At 61.2% G+C, this 13029-nt stretch carries 13 protein-coding genes, 1 tRNA gene and 1 other RNA gene; 1 reads left to right on the top strand and 14 read right to left on the bottom strand.

The window, feature by feature from the left end:
* Positions 1-472: 472 nt before the first annotated feature.
* The 10 genes from ABEL04_RS03800 to nusB all read right to left on the bottom strand — a co-directional run bounded on the left by ABEL04_RS03800 (position 473) and on the right by nusB (position 7007).
* Positions 473-550: transfer RNA gene (locus ABEL04_RS03800), tRNA-Pro, on the bottom strand.
* A 16-nt stretch (positions 551-566) separates the two neighbouring features.
* A complete protein-coding gene (locus ABEL04_RS03795; protein ID WP_375801056.1) occupies positions 567-719 on the bottom strand; it encodes a hypothetical protein in 153 nt (50 codons plus the stop codon).
* A gap of 3 nt (positions 720-722) precedes the next feature.
* Positions 723-887 (bottom strand): 50S ribosomal protein L33, encoded by a 165-nt coding sequence (gene rpmG, locus ABEL04_RS03790; RefSeq protein ID WP_375801055.1) that lies wholly within the window; start codon positions 885-887, stop codon positions 723-725.
* A 64-nt stretch (positions 888-951) separates the two neighbouring features.
* Positions 952-1188 carry a 50S ribosomal protein L28 gene (gene rpmB, locus ABEL04_RS03785; RefSeq protein WP_375801054.1) on the bottom strand — a complete coding sequence of 79 codons (237 nt, stop codon included), beginning with the start codon at positions 1186-1188 and terminating at the stop codon, positions 952-954.
* Positions 1189-1375: 187 nt separating this feature from the next.
* Complete coding sequence (locus tag ABEL04_RS03780; protein WP_375801053.1) at positions 1376-2197, bottom strand: phosphosulfolactate synthase; 822 nt, start codon at positions 2195-2197, stop codon at positions 1376-1378.
* Positions 2198-2282: 85 nt separating this feature from the next.
* Entirely contained in the window at positions 2283-3539 is a 1257-nt protein-coding gene (locus ABEL04_RS03775; protein ID WP_375801052.1) for an FtsX-like permease family protein, read from the bottom strand.
* A gap of 69 nt (positions 3540-3608) precedes the next feature.
* Positions 3609-4466 (bottom strand): hypothetical protein, encoded by an 858-nt coding sequence (locus ABEL04_RS03770; protein ID WP_375801051.1) that lies wholly within the window; start codon positions 4464-4466, stop codon positions 3609-3611.
* A 96-nt stretch (positions 4467-4562) separates the two neighbouring features.
* Complete coding sequence (gene ychF, locus ABEL04_RS03765) at positions 4563-5657, bottom strand: redox-regulated ATPase YchF (RefSeq protein WP_375801050.1); 1095 nt, start codon at positions 5655-5657, stop codon at positions 4563-4565.
* A 102-nt stretch (positions 5658-5759) separates the two neighbouring features.
* Entirely contained in the window at positions 5760-6422 is a 663-nt protein-coding gene (locus ABEL04_RS03760; RefSeq protein WP_375801049.1) for a metallophosphoesterase family protein, read from the bottom strand.
* 99 nt (positions 6423-6521) lie between these two features.
* Complete coding sequence (gene nusB, locus ABEL04_RS03755; RefSeq protein WP_375801048.1) at positions 6522-7007, bottom strand: transcription antitermination factor NusB; 486 nt, start codon at positions 7005-7007, stop codon at positions 6522-6524.
* Between the two features lie 210 nt (positions 7008-7217).
* Between nusB and ABEL04_RS03750 the strand changes: the two genes are divergently transcribed.
* Positions 7218-9707 carry a DNA internalization-related competence protein ComEC/Rec2 gene (locus ABEL04_RS03750; protein ID WP_375801047.1) on the top strand — a complete coding sequence of 830 codons (2490 nt, stop codon included), beginning with the start codon at positions 7218-7220 and terminating at the stop codon, positions 9705-9707.
* A gap of 817 nt (positions 9708-10524) precedes the next feature.
* Here ABEL04_RS03750 and ABEL04_RS03745 read toward each other — a convergent pair.
* From ABEL04_RS03745 to ffs, 4 genes are all read right to left on the bottom strand, one after another.
* Positions 10525-10716: a hypothetical protein gene (locus tag ABEL04_RS03745; RefSeq protein ID WP_375801046.1), complete on the bottom strand. Its 192-nt coding sequence runs from the start codon at positions 10714-10716 to the stop codon at positions 10525-10527.
* A gap of 132 nt (positions 10717-10848) precedes the next feature.
* Positions 10849-12081 carry a 3,4-dihydroxy-2-butanone-4-phosphate synthase gene (gene ribB, locus ABEL04_RS03740; protein WP_375801045.1) on the bottom strand — a complete coding sequence of 411 codons (1233 nt, stop codon included), beginning with the start codon at positions 12079-12081 and terminating at the stop codon, positions 10849-10851.
* A 74-nt stretch (positions 12082-12155) separates the two neighbouring features.
* Entirely contained in the window at positions 12156-12494 is a 339-nt protein-coding gene (gene yajC, locus ABEL04_RS03735) for a preprotein translocase subunit YajC (RefSeq protein WP_375801044.1), read from the bottom strand.
* A gap of 320 nt (positions 12495-12814) precedes the next feature.
* Positions 12815-12914, bottom strand: an RNA gene (gene ffs / locus ABEL04_RS03730) — signal recognition particle sRNA small type.
* Positions 12915-13029: the final 115 nt, after the last annotated feature.

The following is a 13029-nucleotide window of genomic DNA, read 5'->3' as shown; positions in this document are numbered from 1 at the left end:
CGAACCGCCGTAGGAGGCTTTGCAGGCCTCTGCCTGACCACTCGGCCACGTCACCAGGAAGTATTCCGATATTATGTAATGGAGAGACTCCCTGCTGAGTTCCTCTCCTGTGGCCAAGAAACGGCCCGGACAGCACGCCCGGCAGGATTCGAACCTGCGACCTGCGGATTAGCATACCACCACAGCTTTCGCTGCGCATCTCCCCTTGTGGCCTGGACTGTACCTTCGTCCCAGGACGACATCCGTCGGGACGCGGTGCGTGCAGTCTCTACGGAGCCTCAAGCCTGTTCTCTCGAGTTTCCACGGAGTTGCCATCTGACAGGGTCCTCCGTTACAGCACCGTGCATTCCGCACATCTCCGTGCGGAAGCTCCTATCGAAGTCCGCTGCTCTATCCAACTGAGCTACGGGCGCAGGTCGAGTTCCGATGGGCCAGTGCGCGGTGAGCGCCGACCACAGAAGTCAGAACACATTGGTCGGGGCGGCCGGATTTGAACCGGCGACCTCCTGCTCCCAAAGCAGGTGCGCTAACCGGACTGCGCCACGCCCCGCTCAGACTCGCGAGGCTCAGGTCAGCTCTTTCGCCTCTTCGAGCTCTTCCTCGACGTCGTCGAGAGGGACAATTTTCTGGCGAAAGCCGTAGTTGCCGTCTCCTCGTTCTTCGGCGACAATGAGCTTCGCCATCTTTCGTGAGGCCGTGTCTTGGGATCCGTTCGCCATGGCTTATTTCTTCTCTCGGTGAAGGGTATGCTTCTGAAGGACGGGATTGTACTTCATCAGTTCGAGGCGGTCGGAGGTGTTCTTCCGGTTCTTCGTCGTGTAGTAGCGTGACGTGCCCGGTTCCTCCGTGCACTCAAGGGTAATTTGGACGCGATCCCCACTGGCCATCGTTCTGCAGGTTTCTGTTCAAGAAAGTGACGAACCGAATCGGGAAGGAGAGAGACTTCCAGGCTCACACGTCGTAACCTTGCTTTCGGGCCTCCTTCAGAACCGCCTGAATGCCCTTCTTGTTGATTGTCTTGAGGGTCTTGGTGGAGACCTTCAGTTTGACGTGACGGTCCTGAGACGGGATGTAGAACCGCTTCTCGTGCAGGTTCCGCTTGAAGCGACGGTTCGTCTTCTGGTTGGAGTCCGACACGTTATTGCCAGTTACGGGGCCTTCGCCCGTGAGATCGTCTTTCCGAGCCATGCTGTACCTCCAGGGTCAGTGTGCTTCAAGAATGAGCAGTGAGCCGACAGGGAAAGAGCGTGACATTAACCAAATCGGCAATTCCTTTTAAGATGATGCTGGAACGCGTTGTTCGTGAAGACAGCGCAATTTCGCTTCTTTTCTTCTACGACAAACTCAAGTTCGTCGTCTACACCCCCGGAGCCGCTCAGGAGTGGCCATCTCCCGTTGGGGTTCCACCGGGTTGGCGTGGCGTGATTCCTGGCGTGAGGAATTCAAACAGCGTGTCTCCCCGAAGTCCCCGACGCAGAGTTTCGAGCGGAAGCACCTCCTCGGGATGGATGTTTCCAAGGTTGACGTTGGCCCCCTGCTGTTTGATCAGCCACGCCTGTTGCGTCTTGTTCGGCGCTTCGAAGATGATGTCCTGGGGATCCACGCGGGCCAGTATTTCCTCCACAAGTCCTGTGCGCACCTCTCCATTCGGACGGAAAAGCCCTGCGGTTCCGGTCTCCCGCGCCTCGGCGATCACCTTCCAGCTTCCCGCCTCCAGTTCCGACTGCATGGCCTCAACCCACCGGTACGGAGGCATGACATTGCTAGTGTCCTTCGATCCCACCTCGCTTAGAACCGTGAAGTCCTTGGCGAAGAGCTCGATGAATCCAAGCTTGTCCTCGTGAGCCATCGAGATAGAGCCGGCAGAAATCTCTACGTGATGCACATTCAGGTCGTCGAGCAGTTGCCGGTAGTCGTCGATCTGATCACGCAAGAAATACGCCTCGAAGAGCGTACCGCCGAAGAAGAAGGGGATGTTAGCGTCGCGGTAGAGATCTAACTTCTGTTCCAGATTAGGGGTGACGACCGCTGTCCCCCATCCAAGCTTGACGAGGTCGACGATCTCAGCCGCCACGTCGAGGATGTTCTCGATCTCCCGCGGCGGCAGGCCCTTGTCCAACATGTGCGTGAGGCCCCGCTCCCGGGGCTTCTCGGGCCGGTCCGGGAGGGCAATGAGGTTGAACGCATCGTTGATCACGGGAGGGAACTGTTTGGTGGAGGGGGCAGAACAGAACGCACGTTTGGGGGAGGAGTGGAGGCGAGCAGACGGGGACCGCCCCGCCTCATGCGTCCAGGTGAACCGCGCGAGCCGGCTCGATGTTGGCCGCCCGGGCAGCTGGATAGAGCGACGCCAGCACGCAGAGCCCAAACGCAACCCCCGCGACGAGGATTACATCTAGGGGACGAACCACCACCGGGTAGGCGTCAATGAGGAAGGACTCGGCCTGGGTCATCGGCACGATTTTGTAGTACTTCTGGAGGAATGCGAGACCAAGGCCGAGAACCAGACCCAATCCGGTTCCCAGAGCACCAATGAGGGCGCCTTCGAGGAGGAAGATGCGGCGCACATCCGTCTGAGACACTCCCATTGCCTGGAGTGCACCGATGTCGGGCCGCTTTTCGATGACGACCATCGTGAGGGAGCCCACGATGTTGAAGGCCGCGACGACGACGATGAGGCCGAGGATGGCCGAAGCGCCCCATTTCTCCAGCCGCATCACGTCGTAGAGCGACTGTTTGAGATCGTACCACGTCTGCACGGTGAAGCGATCAGAGTCCAGCTTCCGCTGGAGGGCCGCCTTCACGGCATCAGCGCGCTTCAGATTGTCGAGGCGAATGTCGATCCCGGTCACCTGCGATCCAGTCTGGAACAGTTGCTGAGCTTCTGTGAGGGACACAAAGACCTGTTTTTCATTCGAGGCTCCCTGCGCCTGGAAAAACCCGCGCGCCTCGAAGCGTTGCACTGGGGGACTGCCGAACACCTGGGTGAGCGTGCGTTCGATGGCTGGGGCCGACAGGAGCCCCACAGTGTTCACCGAGCGCGCTTTTTGACCTGGCACGAGCCCCACCCGCCGGCCCAGCCTGCGGTCTAGCACGATGCCCGGGGTCCCGCTCGCATCCTGGGCGAGGCCGAAGGTCCCTGTCGTCATCTTGGGGGCTGCCTCGACCATCGAAGGGTCGACGCCCCGGACTCGAACGACGCGATTCGCCGTGGTCGTGCCCTGGTGCAACAGGAGCGCTTTGCCTTCCACGTACGGCGCCGCCGCCGTCACGTGCTTGGTTTCGCGAGCAAGTCGGAGAAGCGAGTCGGCATTTGCTACACCTCGCCCCTCGGCACTCACGATCCGGACATGGGGATCGAACGACACGAGTAGGTCCCGCACGAAGTCGTAGAATCCGTTCATCACCGAGAGAACGACGATGAGGGCTGCGACCCCAAGCACTACTCCGGTCGTCGAGATGCCGGTGATGATGGAGATCAGCGAGACCTCCCGACGGCTCGCGAGGTAGCGCCGGGCGATCCGAAACCGGTAGTCCACGGCAGGCGTGGTCTGTGCGACAGAGGGTACAGGGCAGAGGAGGCCCGGCGCTCCGGCTCGCCGGGCCGGCTACTTGTTTCCATCGTCGAGCATGGGGGTCGGCGCCGAGAACGCCCCTTCCGGAAGCGAATCGGGAAGCGCTACCTGGTTTGTCAGGATGGCCTGGTTCCTACCGATGGCCTCCTTGCGCGTGGCGAGGCGGACCGTTCCGCCAGGGGCCTCCAGCGTCGTGTAGTTTGTCCAGTCGAACGACGGGGCTGGGGCCTTGTCGGGCATTCCCTGCAGGTGGAAGGCCCAACGGTCCAGTCGTCCCGTTTCCGTCGATATGTAGAGCCAGTAGCGGTCGTCCGGCGTCAGCCCGACGTCGCCGAAGGTCAGCCGGACCACGTCATGCTCGGTGGTCGAGGAGTCGGGCAGATAGGTGCGACGGACGCCTGGATCAAACGTCTTCAGCGGGGCGAGGAGCCAGTACGTGTCGTTGACGAACCGGCCATATGCTCGTTTGCGAGCCTCTTTTCCGGCCGATCCGGTAAGCTTCTCCCCGTTAAGATAAACGGTGCCGGTCGGCCGCTCGTTTTCGACCTCACGGACATTGACGAGGGCCACATACGACGAGTCGGGACTGCTCGACCACTCGACGCGGTAGTCACCGGTAGTCCGATCCCAGAGGTGACGAGCGACGATCTGCGTTCCGTTCGGGGTTTCGACGCCAAAGTTGAACCGGAGGTAGGGGGCCGTGGCCCACGCATCGGCCCCGTGGGCCCGAAGGAGGCGGTGCGCCACGGAGTCGGCGCGGGTATTGAGTTCAATCGTGTCGGTGGGCGCCGCGGTTCCCCCAGCCTGGGAGCCGGGCTCGGACGCGCACCCAGTTGTTAACACGCTTCCGGCAAGAAGCACAGCGAGCAGGGCAAGGCGGGAGCGAGACATGAGCCGTGACGTCTTTTCGGGCGAGGACTGACTTGCCCCCCAACATACGAGGCGCGGCGCAGAGGTGCAGATGGCCCGCCGCTTGTTTCACTGCCGCTACACGTTGAACCGAAACTCCATCACGTCGCCGTCCTCCACCACGTAGTCTTTGCCTTCGGTTCGGATGAGCCCCGCTTCCCGAGCCGCAGCCTCAGAGCCCGCCTCATCGAGGTCAGAGAAATGAATGGTCTCAGCCTTGATAAATCCCTCTTCGAAGTCGCTGTGGACCTGACCGGCAGCCTGGGGCGCTCGTGTGCCCCGCTCCACCGTCCAGGCGTACGCGCCCTTCTCGTCCGCCGTAAAAAAGGTAATGAGGTCGAGCACGTCGTAGGCGGCGTGGACGAGGCGCTCAAGCCCAGAGCGGCGCAGGCCAGCATCCTCCAGAAATAGCCGCCGCTCGTCCGGCTCAAGGTCGGCCATTTGAGCCTCAAGCTCCGCCGAAATGACGACAACTTGCGTCCCCTCCTCCCGGGCGATGGCGCGGAGCTGGTCGGCGTACTCGTTGCCGTCCGGAAGTGCTGTTTCGTCCACGTTAGCGACGTAGAGAACGGGCTTCTCGGTCAGTAGAAACAGCTCATCGACGAGCGAGCGGTTTGGCTCGCTGACCTCAAAGGAGCGCGCCCAATGGCCTTCGCTCAGGTGGTCGTGGAGGCGTTCGTAGAGGGAGAGCTCCTCAGCGGCCTCCTGGTCCCCCTTCTTCGCGGCAGCCCCGACCTTGTCGATCCGCTTTTCGACCGTCTCCAGATCTTTCAGAAGGAGCTCAGTATTGATAACCTCGACGTCGCGCGTCGGGTTGACCGATCCGGCCACGTGGGCCACCCCCTCATCTTCGAAGCACCGCACGACGTGGATGATTGCGTCCACCTCACGGATGTTCGCCAGGAACTGATTGCCCAGCCCCTCCCCTTCGGCGGCGCCCTCAACTAGACCGGCGATGTCTACGAACTCGATGGTCGTGGGAACCGTCTCGGGAGAGCCTGCAAGCTCCTTTACCTGGGGGAGCCGCTCATCCGGGACCGGGACGACGCCCACGTTGGGGTCGACCGTGCAGAACGGGTAGTTGTCGGCCTCGGCGCCGGCATTGCTGAGGGCATTGAAGATCGTGGACTTTCCGACGTTGGGGAGACCAACGAGACCGCACTGCACCGACATGGGGAGAACTGGGGGCTGGGAATGGAGAAACGCGACCGGGATGTACCGCGGGTTCGACGGGGCTGCTCGCCTGCTGTGGGCGGACCGGAGGCCGTCGGGATTTTACCCGTCGGCGTAGGGCACGTCGACGAATCGTCGCTCCGGGAGGTGCACCGCTGTGAGCCGCCCCATTCCGGGCTGCATGTGGTACACGCACCCCGTATCAATGAGGATGAGCTTTTCTCGGTTGATCGGCTCCGGGCGGGGGGTATGGCCACACACCACTGTCTTCTCCCATGCCACCTCCGACGCGTTCAGGTGCCCGCGCTCCCACAGGAGCACGTCTTCGCCGTGTCGTTCCAGGTTTGCCTCGACGGTGAGATTCGGCTTCAGCCCTGCGTGGACAAACAGGAAGTCGTCTGTCTCATGGTACAGCTTCGTGTCCCGGACGAACTCAACGTGGGCCTCCGGAATGGTGATCTCGGTCTTCCCGTTCCCCTGGTAGCTCTGAATCGTTGAGACCCCGCCGTTCATGCGCCAGAGGCTGAAGGCCCCCGAGTCGAGGTACTCGACCATCATCGATTCGTGGTTTCCCCGAAGGAACGTGCACTCGACCTCCTCCCGAAGGTCCAGGAGGCGGTCGATCACGCCCTTCGAGTCGGGCCCTCGGTCGATGTAGTCTCCGACGAACAGGAGGTGATCGTCCGACGAGGGAGCAATCTGCTCAAGGAGCACATCGAGCGACTCGGGACACCCGTGAATGTCACCAACTGCGATGAGACCCATGGTGCTTGACCTGCTCGGTGGACGCCGAACGAACGGTGCGAGGAGCTCGGATTGTTGGGGATCTACCTAATGTTGAGGACCCAAGCCGAAAATAACAACTCAGGAGGAGTCGGCGCGCTCACGGATGGTGTCCATCCCGATTAGCCCGCGTCCCGACTTGTTGAGCCGCCCCTGCTCGTGGAGGTCAAGGAGGATAGCATCGAGAACTCCGTTGACGAAAGTGTCGCTCCGAGGGGTACTGTATTTCTTTGCGATCTCGATGGCTTCATCGACCGAGACCTTCGGGGGAATCTTCTCGAACTCCAGAAACTCCGTCGTTGCCATTCGGAGGAGGGAGCGGTCGACGATCGTAATCCGGTGGACCTCCCAGTTCTCTGCGTGGCGTTCGATGAGCTCGTCGGCCTCCGGCATCGTGTCGAGGGTGGACCGGAAGAGGCGCTCTGCGAAGTCGAGCGTGGAGGAGTCGTCTTCGAGTGGGGGAGCGATGAGCGTGCGCACGGCGTGATCGGGAGCCTCATCGTCTGCCTGCTCGTGCGCATACAGCGCTTTCATGACGTGCTCGCGGGCCTCGCGCCGAGTGCTCATAGTAGCCAATTTTGGGTCTGTAACATCTCACTGTTCCCGCTTTTTGGCGGAGACGGCTCTTATTTCCGGCGAAGGGGGCAGGTTCGGACGCGGATCCGGATTTTCTCAATCTTGGATCTTGGAGGATAGGGCTGGGACTCGTCGGCGGACGTTAGACTTCGGGGCTGGAACGTGTCTTTAGGCCCCTGTGTCCTCGGTGCCGGAAGGTTTATGCCCATGCGCCCCGGCTCTTCGATCCACTGGTCTGCGTACCCAGCACTTCTCCTCGCTGGGGGATTTGCGTCGGGAATCATGGGGAGATTTCTGCTTGGACCGGGGACTCTGTTCTTGTGGATCGGCGAAGTGGGGGTTGGCCTCTTGCTGTTCGGGGGTGTTCAGTGGTGGGATCGGACGCGGCTCGTGACGCTCGCGCCCCTCGGGCGAATCGTCGCAGTCGTTCTCGTCGCAATGGGGGCAGGAGGGGTGCGCTATGCTATGTACCAGGCCCCCTCTCCTCGTGCCGTGGATGCAGTCGCCGAGACGAAGGAGACGCCGATTGTCCTCCGAGGTCTCGTGGAACGTGCTCCTGAGCAGTCCGGGGCGTCAGTCCGGTTTACCCTGGAGGCTGACTCTATCCTCGGATCCGAGGATACTCTCGCCGCGGAGGGCAAGGTGCGCGTTACCCTCCGGCCGCCCCCGTGGACCGACAATCCCGTCCCCTTTCCCCAAATTCTGCAGGGGGATGTTGTTCGGGTTCAGGGCGTACTCCGCCAGCCGCCGGGCCTCCGGAATCCGGGAGGGTTCGACTATCGTGCATACCTCGCCCGACGGGGAATCTGCTGCACGATGTACGTGGGTGAGCCGAGCCAGGTTGTTGTTCAGGGCAATCGGCGTGGGATACTGGGAACGAGTCTCGTGTCTGTCCGGCGTCACGTGCGCAGTCAGATTGACCGATACGTGGCGAGTGCCGGCGGCCGGGCGGTGCTCCGCGCTCTTCTTCTGGGCGACCGAGGTCAAATTACGGAGGACCAGCAAGTTCGCTTTTCCAAAACGGGCCTGATGCACCTGCTGGCTGTGTCTGGCCTCCACGTGTTCCTGATCGGGATGGTGCTCTACGCCCTGCTCCGTCCTCTCCTGATGCGCCTTCGTCTCCGGTGGCGGGTACTTGAGGGAAGTCGGGCGGTGCTTACGATTGGTGTCCTGGGGTTCTACATGCTCCTCACGGGGGCTCGTCCATCAGTTGTTCGGGCAGTGATCATGGCCGTCCTCTTCATTGGAGGGATTGTGTTCCAGCGGTCGGCGCACTCGCTGAATACGCTCGGCGTAGCGGCCCTCGTTCTGCTGGTAGTGCGCCCACCTGCGCTCTTCGACGTTGGGTTTCAGTTATCGATGGCGGCCGTCGCGGGCATTGTAACCCTCAATCCCCGGTTTTTGGAGGCGCTCCCGGAGTGGAGTCGGAGCTCCAGAGTGTTGAGTTGGCTTACATCGACGGGGACGGTGTCGGCCGCGGCCATCCTTGGTACGGCTCCCGTGCTACTTTACCACTTCGGCTGGGTGTCCGTCGCAGGCCTGCTCCTTAACGTGGTTGGCATTCCCTGCACGGGACTTGCGCTAGCCGCGGCAATTCCCATGGCAGCGGTGGGTGGGGGGTGGACGCTTGCAGGGGCGGCCTTTGGAAGCGCCGCGAACGCGTTCGTGCAGGGGCTTCTCGCGACCTCCCGCTACGGAGCAGCTTGGTTTTCGTGGGCTGGGGTCCGGATGGCGGTCCCTGATCCGTGGATCCTTGGAGCTCTCATTGCGGGACTCGTGGCTCTTGCGCAGTGGCCGCGGCCGCGCAATCGGTGGCGCTGCGTAGGCGTGGGACTTTTGCTTGCAACAGTGTCGGTTTGGGGGAACGTTGTGGACCGAGGCTCGGACCCCACTCTCGACATCCTGTTCTTCGATGTTGGCCAGGGGGATGCTGTCCTGATTACTACCCCTGGCGGTCGACATGTGCTCATCGACACCGGTCCTTGGTCTCCACAGGGAGGAGCGGGGGAATTTGTGATAGCTCCGTACCTGCGGCAGTGGGGAATTCAGCACCTGGAGACCGTCGTTGTCACCCATCCCGATGAGGACCATCTCGGCGGACTTCCTGCTCTTCTGAGGGAGGTGTCCGTCGGGCGGGTGGTCCATAACGGACAGGGGGCCGACACTGAGCTCTACGACAGAACGCAACGGTTGCTCGACCAGCAGAATGTAACTCAACAGACAGTCCGGCGGGGAGACACGCTTGCCGTGGAGCCGAGCGTCCGAATTCAGGTACTGGGCCCTCCCCCGCAGTGGGCCGAGCGGGGAATCGAGAGCAAGAATGGAGCCTCGGTAGTTCTCCATTTGTCGTATGGAACCGCCGACTTTCTATTCCCTGGAGACGTGGAGGCCAGGTCCGAGCAGGAACTTATCCACGCCTACGGAGAGCAGATTGCGAGTCGTGTCGTCAAGATTCCGCACCACGGATCGTCAACCAGCAGCACGCGGCCGTTCGTACGTGCCGCTGTCGATGAGTCGGAAGGGGGACGCGCCGTTGTGAGCGTAGGGCGAGACAACCAGTATGGGATGCCCAGCGAGCAGGTCTTGTCGAGATGGAGGGCGCAAGGGATGGAAGTGACCAGCACTGCTCGGGCTGGTGCCGTATGGATGCGAACTGGTGGAAGACGGGTATGGCAAGTCCATTGGAAGTGAGAGCAACACAGAGTCTACCATTCCTCATCGAGGAGTGCCCGACGAGGGTTTGAAAACGCCAGCACCAAGAATACGCTCCTGCTCCTCCGGTATACCTCGTTATACTGATTTTTTGGTGGTGCCGCTTCGGTATATCGATTTGGAAAGGGGATACTCCCCCGGTCGATGAAGTTTTCCACAGGACCAGTATGAATAAGGCACCCCGTGTTTTAAAAAATTTGTGGTTGTTATTGTTAGTCGTGTGGAAATGTTGACGACAGAGTTTCCCACACCGGACCGGCTCGGATGTGGAAAAAAGCCCGTTTCATTCACGAGGTTATCCACAAGTCTCGCCTGAATCCAAGTCCGTACACGGCGCTATGGGCCGATATAAGGCCAATTGTCCACGTTTCCACAGTAATCCACAGCATTACACCGGGGTTCTGGGGAAATTTATGAACAGTCGTCCACAGTGTGGAAAAAGCGGGGACGGCTGTGGATATCCGTCGTGGTTATGCACCGCCGCTTCCGGCCACACCCCGACGTTCAGATTATCAAGATGTTATGCCCCACTTATCCACGAGTTATCCACAATGTTGTGGATAAAGGGACCCTGCGGATTTCATGAGTGGACGAGTAGGAGAAGTGATACACATTCGACCCGATGACGCTCTCCTTTCGGACAGATAGACGAAGGAGGAGCGCCTGTGAGGCGGAGGCGTCCTGTATCCTCAGGGTGGCAGGCGAACGGGGACGTACCGCGTAGGAGCCGGAGCGGTGTGGAAGGCAGAGGCCGGACGACGGATATGCTCGATGAAGAGCGCCTCTCCAGGGAGGACTACTCTTTTTGGCCTGTAATTGGGAGGAGATGGTCTATGGCTGGGAGAAGACGGTAGACGCAAAACGCGGCGATGGCAGCCGGCCACAGCGCCAGCATCCAGGCTCCCTCCAGCAGTCGAATCACTGTGAGATACATCCCGAAAATCGCGATGAGCGCGTAGATAACCTGGAAAATCGTGGAGTCTGACATGCTGCGCGTCGGAGGTGAGGAATCGAAGGCCGAATGAGGAGGAATGCTGTTGAGAACGTCGAGCTTCCACGGTGAAGAAAACAGCTCAGCCGTGCGCCGAGGGCCGGTGGAACTCCGACGCGGGAACTGCGGCTATCTGCCGGGATCGAGGAGCTCCATGAGAAGAGGAGTGAGACGATCAGCCGCAATCTGAGTCAGCTTTTGCTCGGCCCCGTCGGGAAGCTCGATGGGGGTCTGCTCCACGAGTTCGAGGCCGTAGCCTCCCAGCCCGATACGCTTGCGGGGATTGTTCGTGAGCAGCCGCAATCGACGGATTCCGAGGTCCCGAAGAATCTGACAGCCGATGCCGTAGTCCCGGTGGTCCATGTCGAGGGACACGTCGACCGGTTCGCCGCCTTGAGCCTGCTGGCGCTCTAGGTCGTTCAGCTTCGACAGCAGTCCCTGCCCGTGGTTGCTCTGCATCATGTAGAGAACGGCGCCCTGCCCCTCGTGCTCTACTCGAAGAAGGGCCTCGGCCAGTTGCTCGCTGTACGTCTCGCGCCGTGCGGCCAACACGTCCCCGAGCACATTCTGCGAGTGCACACGAACCAGGACCGGCTCCTCCTCGGACCACGTTCCTTTGAGCAGGGCGAGATGCACGTCGCCAGTGAGAGTTTCCTGGTAGGCGACGACCCGAAACGTCCCGAATGCCGTATCGAGCTGCACCTCGGCCTCCCGGTCCACGAGCCGCTCGTTCTGCATTCGATAGGCGATCAGGTCCTGGATCGTAACGAGCGGCATGTCCAGGGCTTCAGCCCGCTGTGCGAGTTGCGGAACGCGGGCCATGGTTCCATCCTCGTCCATGATTTCAACAAGCGCCCCGACGGGCTCAAAACCCGCGAGGCGGGCCAGATCCACAGCGGCCTCGGTGTGACCGGCGCGGCGCAGGACGCCACCGGTGCGGGCACGGAGGGGAAAAATGTGGCCGGGGCGTGCAAAGTCGTGGGGAGAGGCCTCCGGGTCGGCCAGCGCACGGATGGTCTTCGCCCGATCGGCCGCGGAAATCCCAGTGCTCGTGCCCTGCCTGTAGTCGACCGAAACGGTAAAGGGCGTGTCGTAGAAGGCCGAGTTGGACTCAACCATTGGGTCGAGGTCGAGAGCGTCGGCCCGCTCGGGGGGGAGGGCCGTGCAGAGCAATCCTCGGCCCTGCTTCGTCATGAAGTTGACGAGATCAGGAGTGATCGCCCCAGCCGCCCCGATAAAGTCCCCCTCGTTTTCCCGGTCTTCGTCGTCTACAACGATGACGAGTTCACCCGCCTGGAGGGCATCGAGGGCGTCCTCGATCGGATCAAAAACCTCCTCGGAGAGAGGGGAGTCGTCGCTCATGACATGAGGAAGGACCGCTCACGCCGTCCGGCTTGAAAAGAGGGGCGAACGTGCAAAGTTCGTCGAGGGACGCTTCACGACTCCTCCTCGTTGGCGAGGCTGGAAATCGCGTCCTTGTTGAAGCGAAGTCTCGTTCCCTTGCTGTCGACCTGCGCCAGGACGCTGTCCTCGTCGATCTTCTGAATCGTGCCGTGAACGCCGCCGACGGTGATGATCTTGTCTCCCTGCTCCAGATTCTCGACCATCTCCTGGTGTTCCTCCTCGCGCTTCTGCTGGGGACGGTAGATGAAGAAGTAGAAGACCCCGATGATCAGTACGAGCGGGAGTAGGAGTCCGAAAACCCCTCCTCCTCCGCTTCCGGACTGCCCAACGAGGAGGATTGGTTCGAGGAGTGCGAGAAGTGGATTGACCATGGCAGGCAGAAGTCCAGAAAATCAGCAGTTTCGGGGAAGCACCGGGGGCGGTCCCGGTCGGAAAAAATGAAACACACGCGCTAAACGCGGCAGAGAACAGCCGGTTCGGGGAAGGAGGAAGCGGCTGTGGGGAGCGGAATCGGTCTGAACGTTGGCCAGACCCGCGTGGGTTAGCTGGCAGAGAGCCACTAAGCAGTATGGTAGAAAAGTCCTTCGGGACAGGGCCAAGAGCCCAGGCACGTTGAGTTCGATGGATCGATATCCCGTCCCGCCCGAGGCGGACACAGGCCGCACCCCTCTCCTCAGACGTTCCAAAAGAAAAAGGGCAAGCGACCCGCAGCGCGCCGCTGCGACCTCCTACCGCTGCTGCCTTCCGGCCCTGACGGGGTTCAGAGGGAGCTGGCCGTGCGGGACTTGCCCTTTTTTAGTGCGGGGAGTCCCCGCAAAATGACTGTATACGTATGACGACGCAGCGCCTCAACGGTTTCGTCGGCTGGCCCTGCAGCCCTGAAGATGACGTCAAGCACAGACGGAA

Source organism: Salinibacter sp., from assembly GCF_042218895.1.
Lineage (GTDB): Bacteria > Bacteroidota > Rhodothermia > Rhodothermales > Salinibacteraceae > Salinibacter.
This window is presented reverse-complemented; position numbering and strand designations above follow the sequence as displayed.

Bases quoted from the DNA above. Each gene is read 5' to 3' on its own strand.
- ABEL04_RS03795 (WP_375801056.1), bottom strand. From the start codon at position 719: ATGGCGAACGGATCCCAAGACACGGCCTCACGAAAGATGGCGAAGCTC.
- rpmG (WP_375801055.1), bottom strand. From the start codon at position 887: ATGGCCAGTGGGGATCGCGTCCAAATTACCCTTGAGTGCACGGAGGAA.
- rpmB (WP_375801054.1), bottom strand. From the start codon at position 1,188: ATGGCTCGGAAAGACGATCTCACGGGCGAAGGCCCCGTAACTGGCAAT.
- ABEL04_RS03770 (WP_375801051.1), bottom strand. From the start codon at position 4,466: ATGTCTCGCTCCCGCCTTGCCCTGCTCGCTGTGCTTCTTGCCGGAAGC.
- ychF (WP_375801050.1), bottom strand. From the start codon at position 5,657: ATGTCGGTGCAGTGCGGTCTCGTTGGTCTCCCCAACGTCGGAAAGTCC.
- ABEL04_RS03760 (WP_375801049.1), bottom strand. From the start codon at position 6,422: ATGGGTCTCATCGCAGTTGGTGACATTCACGGGTGTCCCGAGTCGCTC.
- nusB (WP_375801048.1), bottom strand. From the start codon at position 7,007: ATGAGCACTCGGCGCGAGGCCCGCGAGCACGTCATGAAAGCGCTGTAT.
- ABEL04_RS03750 (WP_375801047.1), top strand. From the start codon at position 7,218: ATGCCCATGCGCCCCGGCTCTTCGATCCACTGGTCTGCGTACCCAGCA.
- ABEL04_RS03745 (WP_375801046.1), bottom strand. From the start codon at position 10,716: ATGTCAGACTCCACGATTTTCCAGGTTATCTACGCGCTCATCGCGATT.
- ribB (WP_375801045.1), bottom strand. From the start codon at position 12,081: ATGAGCGACGACTCCCCTCTCTCCGAGGAGGTTTTTGATCCGATCGAG.
- yajC (WP_375801044.1), bottom strand. From the start codon at position 12,494: ATGGTCAATCCACTTCTCGCACTCCTCGAACCAATCCTCCTCGTTGGG.